This is a genomic window from Pseudomonas sp. NFIX10, assembly GCF_900111955.1.
Lineage (GTDB): Bacteria > Pseudomonadota > Gammaproteobacteria > Pseudomonadales > Pseudomonadaceae > Aquipseudomonas > Aquipseudomonas fluorescens_AA.
This window is the reverse complement of sequence record NZ_FOKH01000001.1, coordinates 91,625-109,545: the sequence shown is the minus strand read 5'-3', so window position 1 is coordinate 109,545 and position 17,921 is coordinate 91,625. Positions and strand designations below refer to the sequence as shown.

The following is a 17,921-nucleotide window of genomic DNA, read 5'->3' as shown; positions in this document are numbered from 1 at the left end:
TGATGGTGACTGATACACCCTCATCGCGAGCAAGCTCGCTCCCACAGGTTCTACAGTTTTTCCAGGGCCAGGTTCAGCGCCAGCACATTCACCACCGGTGGGCCCACCAGGGGTTGCTCGGTGTTGTCGTCGAGCAATTGCTGCAAGGTCGAGGCCGGCAGGTTGCGCGCGGCGGCGACACGCGCCAGTTGATAGGCAATTGCCGCCGGAGGCAAGTGCGGATCCAGCCCACTGCCGGAGGTGGTCAGCGATGCCAGCGGCACCGGGCCCTGACCAGGCACCTGAAGCTTGCGGGCGTCATCGATCACTCGTGTGGCCAGGGCCGGATTGCTCGGGGAGAAATTGCTCGCACCGCTGGCGACCGTGGCGAAGGCACCGGCCGATGGCCGTGGATGAAACCAGGCATCGCCGGTGAAATCCTGGGCGATCAGCGTCGAGCCACGGACCTTGCCGGCGGCATCGACGATCAGGCTGCCGTTGGCTTGGGTGGGAAAGGCGACTTGCGCCACGCCGGTGACCAGCAGTGGGTAGGCGACGCCGGTGATCAGGCTCATCAGCAATAACAGGCTCAAGGCCGGGCGAATCAGAGTGGACATTTCAAAATCCTCGATTGAAGTAAATCCTGGGAATCGCCTTGTGGGAGCAAAGCTTGCTCGCGATGCAGACACTTCGATCCCAAGCAAGACCGCGTCATCGTTCATCGCGGGCAAGCCTTGCTCCCACAAATGGTGAACTCAAACCAGGTGCAACGCCGTCAGCAACATATCGATCGCCTTGATCCCCACGAACGGCACCAGAATCCCGCCCAGGCCATAGATCAACAGATTGCGCCGCAACAGCGCCGCCGCGCTTGCCGCTTGCACGCGCACGCCGCGCAGGGCCAGAGGGATGAGCACGACGATGATCAAGGCGTTGAAGACAATGGCCGACAGAATCGCGCTCTGCGGGCTGCTCAGGTGCATCACGTTCAGCACGCCGAGCTGTGGATAAATCGACGCGAACAGTGCCGGCAGGATGGCGAAATACTTGGCGATGTCGTTGGCGATGGAAAAGGTGGTCAGCGCCCCACGGGTCACCAACAGCTCCTTGCCGATCTGCACCACGTCCAGCAATTTGGTCGGGTCGCTGTCGAGGTCGACCATGTTGGCCGCTTCCCGCGCGGCCTGGGTGCCGTCGTTCATCGCCATGCCGACATCGGCCTGGGCCAGGGCCGGAGCGTCGTTCGCGCCGTCGCCACACATGGCCACCAGCCGACCATCATTTTGCTCGTGACGGATACGCGCCAGTTTTTTCTCCGGCGTGGCCTCCGCCAGCACGTCGTCGACACCGGCCTCGGCGGCAATCGCGGCGGCAGTCAGCGGGTTGTCGCCGGTGACCATCACCGTGCGAATCCCCAGCTTGCGCAGCTCGGCAAAACGCTCACGGATGCCGGGCTTGACCACGTCCTTGAGATGGATAGCACCGAGCAGCTTGCCGTCCGCGCACACCAGCAACGGCGTACCGCCGCTCTGGGCGATCTTGTCGACCTCCCGTGCCAGGGCCGGCGGCAACTCATTGCGTGCAAGGCCGATGAAATCCAGCAATGAGTCCACGGCGCCCTTGCGGTAGATGCGCCCCTGATAGTCGACCCCGGACAGACGGGTTTCGGCACTGAACGGCACGGCCGTGAGTGCGTCGACGCCCGGCTCGGGCTGTGGGTGCAAGCCTCGCAGGTACTCGACGATGGACTTGCCCTCGGCCGTGTCGTCAGCCAACGAGGCGAACAGCGTACCTTCGGCCAGTTCCTTGGCACTCACACCCGGGGCGGCATAGACCGCCGTACAACGCCGATTGCCAAAGGTGATGGTGCCGGTCTTGTCCAGCATCAGCACATGCACGTCCCCCGCCGCCTCGACCGCACGGCCGGATTTGGCGATCACGTTCAGGCGCACCAACCGGTCCATCCCGGCGATGCCGATGGCCGACAGCAGCCCGCCGATGGTGGTGGGAATCAAGGTGACCAACAGCGCCACCAGAAACACCAGCGGCAGGCTGGCGTTGGCGAAATGGGCGAACGGTTGCAGCGTCACCACCACCAACAGGAAGATTAGCGTCAGGCCGATCAGCAGGATATCCAGCGCCACCTCGTTCGGCGTTTTCTGGCGCTTGGCGCCTTCCACCAAAGCGATCATGCGGTCCAGGGTGGACTCGCCGGGATTGCTGGTGATGCGTACCAGCAGCCAGTCGGAGACCAGCCGCGTATTGCCGGTGACGGCCGAGCGATCGCCGCCGGACTCGCGGATGACCGGCGCCGATTCGCCGGTGATCGCCGCCTCGTTGACCGCAGCGATGCCTTCAATCACCTCACCGTCGCCGGGGATCATGTCGCCAGCCTCGACGCGCACCACATCGCCTTTGCGCAGACGAGTGGCGGGGACTGTTTCGAACCCGCTGGCAGTCTGGCGACGGGCGTTGAGGCCTTCGCTGCCGGCCTTGAGGCTGTCGGCCCGGGCCTTGCCGCGCCCTTCGGCCAAGGCTTCGGCGAAGTTGGCGAACAGCACGGTGAACCACAGCCACAGTGCAATTTGCGCGGCGACAAAGGTCGGCACCGTAGTGTCGGGAATGAAGCACAACACGGTGGTGAGGATCGCGGTCAGTTCCACCACCAGCATCACCGGGGCACGGTGCAATTGGCGAGGATCGAGCTTGACGAAGGCTTGCACCAACGCTGGCCGCCAGAGGGCTGACAGGTGGGTCTTCGGTTGCTCCGGCGCCTTGGCGGCGACGGTTTTGCTCATCGGCATATTCATCATCAAATCCTCAGAAGCCCATGCTCAAGTGTTCGGCAATCGGCCCCAGCGCCAGGGTCGGCAGGAAGGTCAAGCCGCCCACCAGCAGGATGGTCACGGTCAACAAGGTCACGAACAGCGGGCCATGGGTAGGAAAGCTGTTCTGGCCAATCGGTGCGGTTTTCTTCAAGGCCAGGCTGCCAGCCAATGCCAGCACCGGCAGGATGTAGCCGAACCGGCCGATCAACATGCCCAGGCCCAGCATCAGGTTGTGAAAGGGTGTATTGGCGCCGAACCCGCCGAATGCCGAACCGTTGTTCGCTCCCGCCGAGGTGTAGGCGTACAACAACTGGCTGAAACCGTGGGCACCCGGGTTGCTCACCGCTGCGGCAGGCCCGGGCAGGCTCGCGGCGACGGCACCCAGCACCAACACGCTGACGGGCATCACCAGCAGGGTCGCCACCAACAGTTGCACCTCTCGGGCACCCAGCTTCTTGCCCAGGTATTCCGGGGTGCGACCGATCATCAAGCCGGCCAGGAACACGGCGATCAACACATTCAACAGCATGCCGTAGAGCCCGGCCCCGACGCCGCCGAAGATCACCTCGCCGACCATCATGTTCACCAGGGCCACCATGCCACTGAGCGGGTTGAGGCTGTCATGCATGGCGTTGACCGAGCCGTTGGACGCTGCCGTGGTCGTCACCGACCACAGCACCGTGGCGGTGGTGCCGAAGCGCGTTTCCTTGCCTTCCAGCGGCGCGGTCTGTTCGACGGCAGGGTCGTTCAGGGCCGGGTTGGGCTGGTATTCGGCCCACAGCGACGTCGCGCCACCGATCAGGAAGAGCGCCAGCATGCACGCGATGATCGCGCGACTCTGACGCAGGTCCTTGACGTAATGACCGAACGTGAACACCAGCGCGGCGGGAATCAGGATGATCGACGCGAGCTCAAACAGATTGCTCCAGGCCGTCGGGTTTTCGAACGGATGCGCCGAGTTGACGCCGAAGAAACCGCCGCCGTTGGTACCCAGTTGCTTGATCGCGATCTGGCTGGCGGCCGGCCCCAGCGGGATGACCTGGTCGGCGCCCTGCATCGTGACCCCGTGCACATAGTGCGCGAAAGTCTGCGGCACGCCCTGCCAGACCAGGAACAACGCCAGCAGCAGGCACAGCGGCAACAACCCGTAGAGGGTGGCGCGGGTCATGTCGACCCAGAAATTACCCAGCGTCGAGGCGGACTTGCGCCCGATCCCGCGACACAACGCCACCAGCACGGCCAGGCCGGTGGCGGCGCTGACGAAGTTCTGCACGGTCAGGCCGACCATCTGGCTCAGGTAACTCAGGGACGCTTCACCGCTGTAGGACTGCCAGTTGGTGTTGGTCATGAAACTCACGGCCGTGTTGAAGGCCTGGGTCCACTCCATGCCGGGCAGTTGCTCGGTATTGAGGGGCAGATGTCCCTGCAGCAGCAGAATCGCAAACAGCAACACAAAACCCGCCAGGTTGAACGCGAGCATGGCCAGGGTGTATTTCTGCCAGCTCTGCTCAGCGCTGGAATCGACACCGGCCAGGCGATAGCAACCGCGCTCCACCGGGCCGAGGATCGGGGAAAGCCAGGTGCGCTGGCCTTCCATCACCCGGTAGTAAAAACGCCCCAGAAACGGTGCCGGAATCAGCACCAGGGCGAAAAAGGCGAGGATCAGCCCGTAGTCATAACCGTGCATAGCCGCTCCTAGTTCCGATCGGCGCGCAACAGCGCAACCAGCAGATAAATGAACAGCGCCACTGCCAGCAGCAGCGACACCCCGTCCAGAACACTCATGGGATTTCTCCGTGGTACGGCGTCGTGCCGTGTGGAGGTGATTGTCGGCAGGGAGGCTGTAAAGGAACGAGATCGAGAGAGGGCTTGGGGGATAAAGAAAGTGTAAAAAATGAGGGGTTGGTTGGCTGGGCTGGCCTATCGCGAGCAAGCTCGCTCCCACATTTTGGTCTGTTGTGAATACAGAATCTGTGTCCACCCTGTGGGAGCGAGCTTGCTCGCGATGAGGCCCGGACAGGTGCCGATGCTCTGAACTGGGGCACAAAACCAGGCCATCCAGCAGCGAACATCCCCGATACGACACGATTTCACCCATTACGACCGCCCCCGCCACACTGGCACGGCCACTGCACTACCCCTCTCCAGCGCTTTTGCTATGGATCGAGGGGAGCCACCGATGAACACACAACTCAAACCCACCCTGGGCACCCTGCATTTATGGGGCATTGCCGTTGGCCTGGTGATTTCCGGCGAGTATTTCGGCTGGAGCTATGGCTGGGGCGTGGCCGGGACGCTAGGTTTCCTGGTGACATCCTTCATGGTGGCGGCCATGTACACCTGCTTCATTTTCAGTTTCACCGAGCTGACCACCGCCATTCCCCATGCTGGTGGGCCGTTTGCCTACAGCCGTCGCGCCTTCGGCGAGAAAGGCGGATTGATTGCCGGGCTGGCGACGCTGATCGAATTCGTCTTCGCGCCGCCGGCCATTGCCCTGGCCATCGGCGCCTACCTGAACGTGCAGTTCCCGGCGCTGGACCCGAAACACGCGGCGGTCGGCGCCTATATCGTGTTCATGGGCCTGAACATCCTCGGGGTCAAATTGGCGGCAACGTTCGAGCTGATTGTCTGCGTCCTGGCGGTGGCCGAACTGCTGGTGTTCATGGGCGTCGTCGCCCCGGCGTTCAGTTTCAGCAGCTTCGCCCTGAACGGCTGGGCCGGTTCGGATGTGTTCGGCGCCCCAGCCATTGCCGGCATGTTCGCCGCGATTCCCTTCGCCATCTGGTTCTTCCTGGCCATCGAAGGTGCGGCCATGGCCGCCGAAGAAGCCAAGGACCCGAAACGCACGATTCCCAAGGCCTACATCAGCGGCATCCTGACCCTGGTGTTCCTGGCGATGGGTGTGATGTTCCTGGCCGGCGGCGTCGGCGATTGGCGCACCCTGTCGAACATCAACGATCCCTTGCCCCAAGCCATGAAAACCGTGGTCGGCGAAAGCTCCGGCTGGCTGCACATGCTGGTCTGGATCGGCCTGTTCGGCCTGGTGGCGAGTTTCCACGGGATCATCCTGGGCTACTCGCGGCAGTTCTTCGCCCTGGCCCGCGCCGGCTACCTGCCCGCCTCCCTGGCCAAACTGTCACGCTTCCAGACCCCGCACCGGGCGATCATTGCCGGTGGACTGATCGGCATTGCCGCGATCTACAGCGACGGTCTGATCAACCTCGGCGGCATGAGCCTGACCGCGGCGATGATCACCATGGCCGTGTTCGGTGCCATCGTCATGTACATCATGAGCATGCTCAGCCTGTTCAAGCTACGTAAAACCGAGCCCAACCTGGAACGTACTTTCCGCGCACCGGGTTATCCGATCGTACCGGGGATCGCCCTGTTGCTGGCGCTGGTGTGCCTGGTGGCGATGGCCTGGTTCAACGCACTGATCGGGCTGATCTTCCTCGGGTTCATGGCGGTAGGCTTCGTCTACTTCATCCTTACCGCACAACTGCGTGCGGACGCGCCCGCCGATGCGATGCTGACCGGGCTTTAAGGTGAAGCCGGCCGAACGGGCGTAGTATGGAACCACTGCGAACAACCTTCGCTCATAAGTGGTAGGTGCGATGGATCGGCGAAAGGCTCGTCCGTCCCTCGCACCCTCAAGGAGAGCCCTATGCCCTGGTATGCCTGGTTGATTCTGATTGTTGCAATCGGCTCGATCGTTGGTGGTCTGATGATGCTGCGCGACACCGCCAACAAGGTCGAATTGACGGATGAACAACGCAAGCGTGTGGCTGAGCGCAACGCGGAAATGGATGCGAAGGAGGCCAAGGATCGTTAACCGCGGCCTCACACACCGATCTCGTGGCGAGGGAGCTTGCTCCCGCTGGGGCGCGAAGCGGCCCCTCAAACCTGCCGACGCGGTGGGCCAGGCTGATTGAGTCATGATTTGGGGGCTGCTGCGCAGCCCAGCGGGAGCAAGCTCCCTCGCCACAAGAGCGCCTGCTGCATCACTTTTCCCAATCCGCCTTGGCGATGTGCAAGCCATGCATCCCGTTGTACGCCGCCCGCTCAGGCTGGCTCCAGCCTTCCAGCAATGAATCCTCCAACCGATAGATCTCCACCCCCAGCGGACGACAGACGCTGAGAGGATCCTGCGCATCCGGCCCCCACATCGCCAGCGACAGGTCACCCCCCGGGCAGGTAGACAGGGCACACAACAGATCGATCTCGGCAAAGAATTCCAGGTAATCACCCTTCTGCGCCGGACAGGCCTTCATGAAGTACATATCGTCATGATTGAGTCCGGTGCACTGGAAAATATTCAGCACGTCGTGCACATCGAACTCCGTCAGGCCATGGGGCAACACGGCACGGGTCAGGTTCGAATGGCAGTGATGATGGAAATCCTCGCCGGTCAGCATCTTGTTCACGTATGGATCACAGCGCGTACCCAGCAGATCGTGCAGTCGTCCGCCATGCTCATCGATGCCGTAGCCGGCCAGGCTGTCATCGGTGATGGTCACCAGCGGCCGCAGGAATGGCAGGTTAGACCACAACCGATCATGAGTGCTGACATGAGCGCCCTGAAGCTGGCGCGTGCGCGCCGCCCACAGGCGCTCCCGTGGGTCGTGGGCGTTCCAGACGTTGAAGTCCCCCACCTGCGGGCCCACCGGAGTCGTGACTCGGAACACATGACCGGCGGGTACGTGCCAAGCGCGGCCGGTGCGGATTGGCACTTCGAACTGTTCGATCAAGGTGCGCTTGTCCTGCTCGGCGCGTATGCGGTCGTAGAAGAGCTTGTCCATCTGCAGGGCTGATCCTTTGCTGACCTGATAGGCGGCTGGATAGTTTTGTACATGGCACACATCCTCGATCAGTGATGGATAGCGGGGTCAGAACTGCAAAAGCAGTGCTCGGAATCGTTGAGATAAAGACTCATCGCTTCATGGGGCGCAACGCAAAACACCAAGCGCATCTGCGCGACTATCGATGGCAATGAATTATCACGATTTGTACCATGTCGGCATGCTGAACTCAGAATTACGGGGCCCAGCCACAATCATCGCCGTATCCTTTTCATCCGCCAGAAACAAAAAAGGCCAGTCGTCTCGACCGGCCTCCTTCACTACCTCACCTCAATTCACTTCCAGCTTGTCGCGATTCCTGTCCAGAAGCGCCTTGCCAATCCCCTTGACCTCAAGCAATTCTTCCACAGACGAAAACGCTCCATTACTCTCACGATACGCAACAATCGCCTCAGCCTTAGCCTTGCCTATCCCCGCCAACTCGCGTTGCAGCGTCGCAGCATCCGCCCCGTTAAGATCCACCTTGGCGCTTTGCGAATTCGCCGACACATTCAATGCCTGCGGTGCAGACGTCGTCTCGGGCTTGACCGCAGGCGCAGCGATGACCGCTATAGAAGCGCTGGTCAGCAGTGCAAAAACCAGAGAGTAGAAATAGCCTGTACGCATAAGTGACGCTCCATGACATCGTTAAGAGAAAAGCAGCTTTTCCGAAGCTGCTTCTCAAACTTAGGCGATGATGACTCGCTGTCAAAAATGTCTACGTTACAGGGTGTGTAACAATCACGGATCCAGTCGGCGTTGTTGGTAGAGCCAGTCAACGATCTCACCATCGGGGGTATAACCGTGGACAGTTTCACGCAACAGCTGACGCACCCGTGCGTAATCGTCCCTCTCCAAAGCGTCGAGCAAGTTACCCAGCTTGAGCTTCAATACATCCCAGGGCAGATGATCCTCACTAGCCGTCATGATCATCGGATGCTCGGTTGCGGCGACGTTATCGCCGATCAACAGTTCTTCATACAACTTCTCGCCTGGCCGCAGGCCAGTGAACTCGATGGAAATATCCCCCTGGGGATTACGCTCCGAGCGAATACTCAGGCCCGACAGGTGAATCATTTTCTCTGCCAGCTCGACAATTTTCACCGGTTCGCCCATGTCCAGCACGAACACATCCCCACCCTGCCCCATGGATCCCGCCTGGATGACCAACTGCGCGGCTTCTGGGATCGTCATAAAGTATCGAGTGATCTTCGGATGAGTGACCGTCAGCGGGCCACCCGATTTGATCTGACTGTGAAACAAAGGAATCACAGACCCCGACGAACCCAGCACGTTGCCAAAACGAACCATGGTGAAACGGGTTTTATTGACCCGGGATATGTTGGCCTTTTCCCCAAACAGAACCGGCGCAATCTCCCGGCTCAACGCTTGCAGCGTCAGCTCCGCCAAACGCTTGGTGCTGCCCATCACGTTCGTTGGGCGCACAGCCTTGTCCGTGGAGATCAGCACAAAGTTGGCAACCCCGGATTGCAGCGCAGCCTGCGCGGTGTTCAGCGTACCGATGACGTTGTTGAGCACGCCCTCGGCAATGTTGTGCTCCACAATCGGCACATGCTTATACGCAGCTGCATGGTAAACGGTGTCGACTTTCCAGGTTTTCATGACATCGAGCAATTTATCCGGGTGACGAATCGATCCCAGGATGGGCAACAGTTTGACCGGGGCAGACTCCCGATCGACACGCTGTTCCAGCTCAGACAAGATGCTGTAGAGGTTGAACTCACTGTGGTCGAACAGAAGAAGCGTGGTGGGCCCCAACGCGAATATCTGCCGGCAGAGTTCAGAGCCGATTGACCCTCCTGCCCCCGTCACCATGACTGTCTTGCCTTTGATACAGCGCTGGAGCAAATCCGGCTGCGCAGGCACAGCGTCGCGACCGAGCAGGTCGGCGATATCCACTTCCTGGATGTCGTCGACTTTCACCCGACCGCTGGCGAGGTCGGTAAAGTTGGGGACACTTCGAATGTGTAAAGGGAAGCGCTCCAACATTGTGAGAATTTCCCTACGGCGAGCACGGGTTGACGAGGGCAAGGCCAGGAGGATTTCCTGTGCGCCTGTCACGTCGATCATCTGCTGGATGTGCTTGGGTTTGTAGACCAGCAGTCCGGAAATCGATCGATCAGCGATGTTTGCGTCGTCATCAATGAACGCCACCGGTCGCATCACTTTACCCATGCGCAACGCGGCGACGAGCTGATTACCTGCAACCCCAGCACCGTAAATCGCGACCTTCGTCAGGCCATCGTCACGGTTGGTGAAGGGAATATGCTGTCCGCCGGTGAACCAATCCCCCATGAAATATTGACGCATGCACAAGCGCAGGCCGCCGATGATGACCAGACTCAACCACCAGTAGTTGAAGATGATGGAGCGCGGGACGACGGCTTGGTGGTTGCTGTACCAATAGACGACGACGGCCAGGATCAGGGAGGAAAGGCTGACGGCTTTGATGATGGCAATGAGGGCGTCGTTGCCGAAATAGCGCATGACGGCGCGGTACATGCCGAAGCGGATGAATAAGGGGATGGCTACAATCGGCGCACAGGCGAAGAGCCAAAAATGGGCCTTCAAGGGGTTGTACATATCGTCGACGCCGAGACGGACGATAAAGGCTAGCCAGAGGGCTACCCAAACAAGCACGATATCCGTGGTGACCTGAATCAGTCGCTTGTGCCGCCTTGGGAGGCCTAATAGCAAGGCCCTGATCTTATCCATAAATCCCTCCCCCACCCAGGTTTCTCCCTTCACCTTCAGCATCAGTATTGTAAAATCAATAAAATCAACGCACCCGTTCGTATCTGCACGGAATGTTTCGACGAGCACGGGATTCTGGCATCGACTACTGCGTCGTGTAAAACATTGATAAAGCCGGTAAACTAGCGCGCTTGCTGCATACCTTACTCTCCACCACGGAAAGAGCGTTCAAAATTGTGTCAACCCCCTCGCGTTCCGCTGCCGCTACACCGTTGAACAGCCTGACAAAAAACGCCAGTAGCGTGGCCGTACTGCTGTGTACGTTTAACGGTGGCCGCTTCCTCAGGGATCAATTGGAGTCGATTGCCGCCCAGACTCATTCGAACTGGGTGATTTATGCTTCGGATGACGGTTCAACGGACGAAACAGTCGAAATCCTGCAGCAATACCAGCAAATGTGGGGCGAAGACCGCCTAGTACTCAGCCAAGGGCCACAGTCTGGATTCACCAAAAATTTCCTGGCTGTTTTGGGACGGGCTTGCGGGCAACATGCGTACTACGCTTTTTGTGATCAGGACGACTACTGGCATCCCGCCAAGCTGCAAAAGGCCCTGAACTGGCTGGAACAGCAGCCCGTCCAACAACCCTCGCTTTATTGCGGTCGTACGAGAATCATTAACGTCACCGGAAAAGCGTTAGGTTTTTCGCCATTGTTCAACAAACGACCAAGCTTCGAGAATGCTTTGATGCAAAGCTTGGCAGGTGGCAACACGATGATGATCAACCAGGCAGCATGCTCCCTTCTGAGAGAAACCCCGGCAGACACGCCCTTGGTATGCCATGACTGGTGGGCGTATTTGCTAGTGACCGGTTGTGGTGGAAACGTTTACTACGACCCCATGCCAACTCTTGATTATCGCCAGCATAACCAGAACGTCATTGGCGCAAATACTACATTCAAGGACCGACTGGACCGTGTTGATCACATGCTCAAAGGCTCCCTCAGCGAATGGAACACTACGAACATCTCAGCGCTTAATACAGTTTTGTCCCGGCTGACTCCAAGCAATGCGGTGACCCTCAAGCGTCTTGAGCGGGCTCGCAATGCTCCGCTTGTCACAAGGGTAAAACTCATGGTGAGTAGTCGCTTCTATCGACAGACCTTCTTGGGCAACCTCGGTCTGGCCCTGGCTGTTCTGGTCAAAAGGATCTAGTGGTGCGCCCCCTCCTCTGGAAAAATGCGCAACCAGCCGCCGAAGCGACGCTCCACAGCTAAAATGACGCCGCTCAGCAATGGTACCTTCGCCCCATCATTTTTATTCGTCTGGATATTTTAATGAGTGTTCCGCAAAAGACATCAAGCCTGTATGGCCTATCCAAAAACTTGATATTGCATCGCCATCTAATATTTCAGATGACCAAACGTGAAGTAATTGGCCGTTATCGGGGCTCAGTACTGGGCTTGCTTTGGTCATTCCTTAATCCGCTTATGATGTTGAGCGTTTACACATTTGTATTTTCGGTGGTGTTCAAATCGCGTTGGGGAATTTCACCTCCCGGCACCGAAGAGAGCAAAACCATGTTTGCGATCATGCTGTTTGCCGGGCTGATTGTTCACGCAGTGTTCGCGGAGGTCATCAACCGCTCTCCGAACATCGTTTTAAGCAATGTCAACTACGTCAAAAAAGTGGTTTTCCCTCTGGAGATCCTGCCAATCGTAACGCTCGGAGCAGCTTTGTTCCACGGACTGATCAGTCTGTCCGTATTGATTCTGGCTTACACCATTTTTCAAGGGATTCCCCACCTTACCATTCTGTTGACCCCAGTGGTGATGCTCCCTCTGATTATCCTGACACTGGGCCTGGCTTGGATACTGGCATCTTTGGGAGTTTACCTTCAGGACGTGGGACAAACTACGGGCATCATAACGACGATCATGCTATTCCTCTCACCGGTGTTCTTCCCGCTGAGCTCTCTGCCCGCGCAGTATCAGACCATTATTTTGCTCAACCCCCTAACCTTCATTATCGAACAAATGAGGGAGATCGTTATTTGGGGGAGATTACCTGACTTCATGGGGCTCGGAGTCTACTTAATCGTCTCCGTATTTATCGCCGCGGCCGGATATGCGTGGTTCCAGAAAACAAGATCGGGTTTCGCAGATGTCCTCTGAAATGATTACAGCAGATCACTCCGCCGCATTGGCACCTGCATCCACGCTTGCCATTCGTGTCGAGAACCTGAGCAAGTGCTTTCATATTTACGATCGCCCTCGCCAGCGTTTACAGCAACTGCTGCTGGCGCCTATCAAAAGCCGGATCAAAGACGCAGACGTCAAATACTATCGAGAGTTCTGGGCACTCAAGAAGATCAATTTCGAAGTACACCGCGGGGAAACAGTTGGTATTATCGGTAAAAACGGATCCGGTAAATCCACCTTGCTGCAGATTATCTGCGGAACCCTGACGGCCACTGAAGGCTCAGTAGAGGTCAATGGTCGAATCGCTGCTCTTCTGGAACTGGGTTCCGGTTTCAACCCAGACTTCACAGGCCGAGAGAATATCTATCTCAACGGTTCGATATTGGGCTTGAGTCGTCAGGAGATTGATGAGCGCTTCGCCGAAATCGAAGCGTTTGCCGACATTGGCGACTTCATTGATCAGCAAATCAAATCGTATTCCAGTGGCATGGCAGTTCGCTTGGCATTCGCGGTGGCGATCAACGCCGATCCGGAGATTCTTATCGTTGACGAGGCACTGTCTGTCGGGGATGAGTTATTCCAGCGTAAATGCTTTTCCAGAATTGAAGCCATTCGGCAAAAAGGGGCGACGATTCTGTTCGTATCCCACGCCGGCAGCGCTATTGTGGAACTCTGTGACCGCGCGATTTTGCTTGATAGCGGCGATAAGTTGACCGAAGGGGCGCCGAAGCAGGTAGTCGGCAACTACCAGAAAATGCTGTACGCAGCTGCGGATCGCAGATCGATCATTCGCCAGCAAATCATCTCGGGGCAGGCACCGACAGGTGTGGAACCGGACACAGAAGAATCTGCACTTATCGAGGTCGAACACAACATTGAAGAGAGCTTCGACCCCGACCTGAAGCCCAACAGCACGATTGAATACGAAGACAAAGGCGCACGAATTCGCGACGCCGGAATTTACACCCTGTCTAACGTCAGGGTAAACAATCTGGTTCGCGGACGCAGCTACTTCTACCGTTACAATGTTGACTTTGCCAGCACCGCCGAGCGCGTACGGTTCGGTATGTTGATCAAAACTGTAAGCGGCGCGGAACTAGGTGGCGCGGTTTCCGCACCGTCGGTAGCGCAATCGGTCGAGTGGGTTGAAGCTGGCAGCAGCGTGCAAGTTCAGTTTGAGTTTGCCTGCAACCTGACGCCCGGCCTGTACTTTCTAAACGCTGGTGTAACCGGAATTTCCGACCAAGTCGAAACATTTTTGCATCGTGCCCTGGACGTTGCGGCATTCCGCGTCATCACGGAGTCTGGCTGCCTGGCCACCAGCATCGTGGACTTCCACTGCGTGCCGACGCTGACATTTTCTAAAGGCATTTTAAATTGATGAGTACTAAAAAAATCATCATCGTACTGGGCATGCACCGCAGCGGCACCAGCGCCCTGACCCGAGGTCTGAACACCCTGGGCGTCGCCTTGGGCGACACATTGCACCCCGCCGGGCCCGACAACCCTACAGGATTCTGGGAAGACAGCGATGTCATCGCGATCAACAATCAGATTCTCGGTCTTCTTGGCGCGACATATGACCGCACGGGTGTGATTGATGCCGATGTCTTCAATTTGCCTGACATTCAGCAGATTTATCAAACCGCCAAGGAGCTGGTCGAGCAAAAGACTGCTTCGACCTCGATTTGGGGCCTGAAGGATCCACGTATTACGCGGCTGCTGCCATTCTGGAAAAAGCTGCTGAATGAACTTGGATTCAAAGTCGGTTACGTAATTGCCTTGCGCAACCCGTTAAATGTCGCGGCGTCGCTGACGGCTCGCAACCAAATCGCTCCTGTCAAATCTTACATATTATGGCTGGAACATATGTTGCAGGCGGTAGCCTATACACAGTCGGAAAATCGCCTGGTGGTAGGCTACGATAATCTCCTGAGTAATCCCTACAAGCAGTTGCAACGGATTTCCGTAGCACTGGACCTCAACACTCCTACACAAGAGCAGTTAGACATTTATGTGGATGAGTTTCTGGATAAAGGGCTCCGACATGGCCAGCACAACGACGATGAGTTGCTCAATAGCAACATCGACCCAGCCATCCTTGCACAAACCTATCAACTGTTGCGTGAATGCGCACTTGATAAGTTGGACATAAACAGTACCGAGTTCGCCCAACAACTTGATCCTTTGATGTCCGCTTTGCGAAGAATGTTGCCTATGCTGCAGCTCATATCGCAGGCCGAAGCCGCCACCGTAACGGCTAACGAAGGAATTGTCGCCAGAGATCGCCAGATCGAAGCGCTAAACGCGCACATCAACAATTTGTCCCCGGACCAGGAGGAGGCTACCAGCTATATTGCCCTCGAAGCGTCTCATGCCGAACAGCGCGCGCGCTTCACCGCACTCCAGATTGAGCAAACTTCACGCTACATTACACTCGTTACATCTCACACTAAGCAGACCAGCCTCAAGTCCGCACTCGAGCAGTCTCTGATTAAGCAGACTGCCATAAATGCTGCGCTTAAGTCGGAACTCGAAGAGCGTCAGTCTGCGCTTGATCTCGTCATTGCCCAGAAGCAAGAGCTGGAGCATCACGCGAATCACCTCACCCGCTCACTGAACGCTGCTCAAAATAGTCTTCTGAGCGCGACTGAACATATCAATACGCTTAGCAATACCTGGGCTACTTTCTTTGTATCGAAAACCTGGCGAGCGCTTCGCCTCTTCGGTATAGGCAAGCCGATCATCATGCTGCCTAATGACAGCCAGTTCGACGACCATCTATATTTGAGCCGCTATCCGGATGTGGCAGCCTCAGGCATGTCTGCGCGAGAGCACTTTCTTGGCGCTGGCCTACGCGAAGGCCGTACCGCTTGGGCGGAATCGGTAGCCAATGTGACTTGTGAGGTGCATCGTTCGACGAGTGACCGCGAATCTCAACCCCCGATCGAATCTGCTTCATCATCTGCCTCGATTGAAATGCCGGAAATTTGCGAGAACGATACCAGCGGAATGTTCGACGCAAACTTTTATCTCACTATGTACCCCGATATCGCAAATTGCGGTATGGATCCGCAACAACACTTTCTGATGTACGGCCAGCATGAAGGTCGCATTGGATCGGTTCCGACAATCACACTAAGCCGGTCCATCGATACCTTGGACCACAGCAAGCAGACCGTGTTGCTGGTCAGTCATGAAGCGTCTCGTACCGGAGCCCCCATCCTTAGCCTTAACATCGCCCAGCAGTTGACAGAACGATTCAATGTCGTTGCGCTACTTTTAGGCTCCGGCTCGCTGACAGATGCTTTCGTTGACGCGGGGGCGCTCGTTGCTGGCCCTCTGGATCGCAACAACGCCGTTGGCACATCTTGGGCGATAGCCGAATTCCTGGATAAATATCCAATCGATTTCGCGATCGTTAACAGCTTGGAATCCAATCTTGCCCTCAAACCATTAGCCGACCGCTACATCCCCTCGGTCAGTCTCATCCATGAGTTTGCGGTTTATACCCGACCTCGTTCAGCAATCCAGAATGCGTTGTTGTGGGCGAGTCAGACGGTATTCTCTTCAAATGTCACACTGGACAGCGCTGTACAAGTATTGCCGCAGCTCAACGACTGCCGCATCCCCGTGCTCGCGCAGGGTAAAAGCATTGTGCCAGCCGAGGCACAAAACGAAGCTCAAGTCGAAGCCGAAAGATTACGGCTACAGCATGCCATGCGCCCACAGGATCAAGACGCGGACACTATCATCATCCTCGGAGCTGGCCGCGTACAGGTCCGCAAAGGTGTCGACATCTTTATCGAGTGCGCCACGCGGGTCATCAAATCCCCGATTGGCCACAAATGTCGTTTTGTCTGGATCGGCGACAATTACAATCCAGAAACGGATATCGCTTATTCGGTTTACCTCTACGATCAGATACAGCGCAGCGGCATTGCCGAGCAATTTACAATCATTTCCGAGACAGCGCAGATCGAAGAAGTCTATGCAATGAGCGACATGTTACTGCTGAGTTCCAGGCTGGATCCCTTGCCCAACGTGGCCATTGATGCGATGGTTCGCGGCTTGCCTGTCCTGTGCTTTGACCGAACCACTGGCATCGCTGACATTCTCAAGCGCAATGATCTGGGAACAGACTGCATAGCACCGTACCTAGACGCCGGCAGCATGGCGGATAAAATCATTCGGCTGGCATCGTCCTGCAGTGCCAGGGCGAACGTTGGCGAGCAGATGAAAGCCATTGCAGCACGTGAATTCAATATGGCCGACTACGTTGAAAAACTTGTTGATATCGCAACTGATCTGGGCGAGTTGAGCCGATGTGAAAAACTGGATACCGCGACGATAGAAGAAGCCGGGCTACTGGACATCAGCTTCTACACCCCTGCAAAAGTGGTACTGGAAGATGAGGCCTCGGCGATCCGTCGGTATGTTCGTTCGTGGAGCCGCGGTGTACTCCGTCGCAAACCGTTTCCAGGGTTTGACCCAAGCCTCTATCACGAACTCAACGCAGATGCTGTGGGTCAACACGATCCACTCGCGCATTTCATTCGGGCTGGCCAGCCTCAGGGCCCATGGAACTCGAACAAACTCGACTGGGCAAAACCGCACCAGACGTCAGATACATACAGATCACTTCTGTTTGTCAGCGTCAAGTTGATAGAGCAACTACTGGACGTTCTTGATCGGATCGCGCTATCCGGCATTGATGTGACGGTGATCGTCCAGACAAACGACGAAGCCACTCGGCTTGCCCTGCGAAACGTCCTGAGTAAAGATCGCAATCCGTCCCTCGATATACAGGTATGCGAAAGAGGGACGCTGTCTGCATTGCTGAGTCAGCTGACGGCTGCCAACTATCAGGAGTTCGACTTGATCGGACACCTCGACCTACAAGCCGAACCTTTTGATTCGGAGTTCACGAGCAAGGTTGCCTATCACCGCTACCTGATAGAAAACATGATCGGTGGCGAGCACTTGGCTCTGAGATCCATCGCCAACCACCTGACCGAACGCGACAGCGTTTCCCCCATTGGACTTGTATTTCCCGAGGACCCAACGATCAGCCATTTATCAGAGGACTCAGCACTGATCAATAATCTTTGCAGGGCAATTGGATTGCAGCCGGCGCCATATAAACACCTGCCGTATCCGGTAAATGGCGTATTCTGGAGTGTCCCTGCGGCATTATCACCCCTCGTCAACCAATTACCGCGTCTGAAATCAACCATCAAGGCAATGCATCTTTCCCCGTTGGTCGAAGATCGCATTCTGGCGCATATGTTACCGTTGGCTTGCGCCAGCAAAAACATGCTCATAAACACAACTGTCGTTACTGGCATCACCTACTAACTT

13 protein-coding genes are annotated in these 17,921 nt (G+C 57.1%); 6 read left to right on the top strand and 7 right to left on the bottom strand.

The genetic code is table 11. The features are described from left to right. Positions 1 to 50: 50 nt before the first annotated feature. The 4 genes from kdpC to kdpF form a co-directional block, all read right to left on the bottom strand. Entirely contained in the window at positions 51 to 596 is a 546-nt protein-coding gene (gene kdpC / locus BM321_RS00480) for a potassium-transporting ATPase subunit KdpC (RefSeq protein WP_092441196.1), read from the bottom strand. 138 nt (positions 597 to 734) lie between these two features. Then, positions 735 to 2,789: a potassium-transporting ATPase subunit KdpB gene (gene kdpB, locus BM321_RS00475; RefSeq protein ID WP_092441195.1), complete on the bottom strand. Its 2,055-nt coding sequence runs from the start codon at positions 2,787 to 2,789 to the stop codon at positions 735 to 737. Positions 2,790 to 2,799: 10 nt separating this feature from the next. After that, a complete protein-coding gene (gene kdpA / locus BM321_RS00470; RefSeq protein ID WP_092441194.1) occupies positions 2,800 to 4,494 on the bottom strand; it encodes a potassium-transporting ATPase subunit KdpA in 1,695 nt (564 codons plus the stop codon). 8 nt (positions 4,495 to 4,502) lie between these two features. After that, positions 4,503 to 4,592, bottom strand: a complete 90-nt coding sequence (gene kdpF / locus BM321_RS00465) for a K(+)-transporting ATPase subunit F (protein WP_003218754.1) — start codon at positions 4,590 to 4,592, stop codon at positions 4,503 to 4,505. A 394-nt stretch (positions 4,593 to 4,986) separates the two neighbouring features. On the opposite strand from kdpF, the gene eat reads away from it, so the two are divergent. Together eat and BM321_RS00455 are read left to right on the top strand one after the other, a co-directional pair. Beyond that, positions 4,987 to 6,351: an ethanolamine permease gene (eat, locus tag BM321_RS00460; protein WP_092441193.1), complete on the top strand. Its 1,365-nt coding sequence runs from the start codon at positions 4,987 to 4,989 to the stop codon at positions 6,349 to 6,351. 120 nt (positions 6,352 to 6,471) lie between these two features. After that, the gene (locus tag BM321_RS00455; protein WP_003183831.1) at positions 6,472 to 6,639 is read left to right on the top strand and encodes a DUF2897 family protein; all 168 of its coding nucleotides are present in this window, start codon (positions 6,472 to 6,474) and stop codon (positions 6,637 to 6,639) included. A 169-nt stretch (positions 6,640 to 6,808) separates the two neighbouring features. On the opposite strand, the gene BM321_RS00450 is transcribed toward BM321_RS00455, so the two are convergent. From BM321_RS00450 to BM321_RS00440, 3 genes are all read right to left on the bottom strand, one after another. Continuing rightward, positions 6,809 to 7,606 (bottom strand): urea carboxylase-associated family protein, encoded by a 798-nt coding sequence (locus BM321_RS00450; protein ID WP_092441192.1) that lies wholly within the window; start codon positions 7,604 to 7,606, stop codon positions 6,809 to 6,811. 330 nt (positions 7,607 to 7,936) lie between these two features. Then, positions 7,937 to 8,272, bottom strand: a complete 336-nt coding sequence (locus BM321_RS00445) for a ComEA family DNA-binding protein (protein ID WP_092441191.1) — start codon at positions 8,270 to 8,272, stop codon at positions 7,937 to 7,939. Positions 8,273 to 8,386: 114 nt separating this feature from the next. Continuing rightward, a complete protein-coding gene (locus BM321_RS00440; RefSeq protein WP_092441336.1) occupies positions 8,387 to 10,381 on the bottom strand; it encodes a polysaccharide biosynthesis protein in 1,995 nt (664 codons plus the stop codon). A 281-nt stretch (positions 10,382 to 10,662) separates the two neighbouring features. On the opposite strand from BM321_RS00440, the gene BM321_RS00435 reads away from it, so the two are divergent. From BM321_RS00435 to BM321_RS00420, 4 genes are all read left to right on the top strand, one after another. Next, the gene (locus BM321_RS00435; protein ID WP_256573351.1) at positions 10,663 to 11,574 is read left to right on the top strand and encodes a glycosyltransferase family 2 protein; all 912 of its coding nucleotides are present in this window, start codon (positions 10,663 to 10,665) and stop codon (positions 11,572 to 11,574) included. 122 nt (positions 11,575 to 11,696) lie between these two features. Then, positions 11,697 to 12,533, top strand: a complete 837-nt coding sequence (locus BM321_RS00430; protein ID WP_092441190.1) for an ABC transporter permease — start codon at positions 11,697 to 11,699, stop codon at positions 12,531 to 12,533. After that, entirely contained in the window at positions 12,523 to 13,941 is a 1,419-nt protein-coding gene (locus tag BM321_RS00425) for an ABC transporter ATP-binding protein (protein ID WP_092441189.1), read from the top strand. The genes BM321_RS00430 and BM321_RS00425 overlap by 11 nt, the downstream gene beginning before the upstream one ends. Then, positions 13,941 to 17,918: a glycosyltransferase gene (locus BM321_RS00420; protein WP_092441188.1), complete on the top strand. Its 3,978-nt coding sequence runs from the start codon at positions 13,941 to 13,943 to the stop codon at positions 17,916 to 17,918. The genes BM321_RS00425 and BM321_RS00420 overlap by 1 nt, the downstream gene beginning before the upstream one ends. The last annotated feature ends 3 nt before the right edge of the window (positions 17,919 to 17,921 follow it).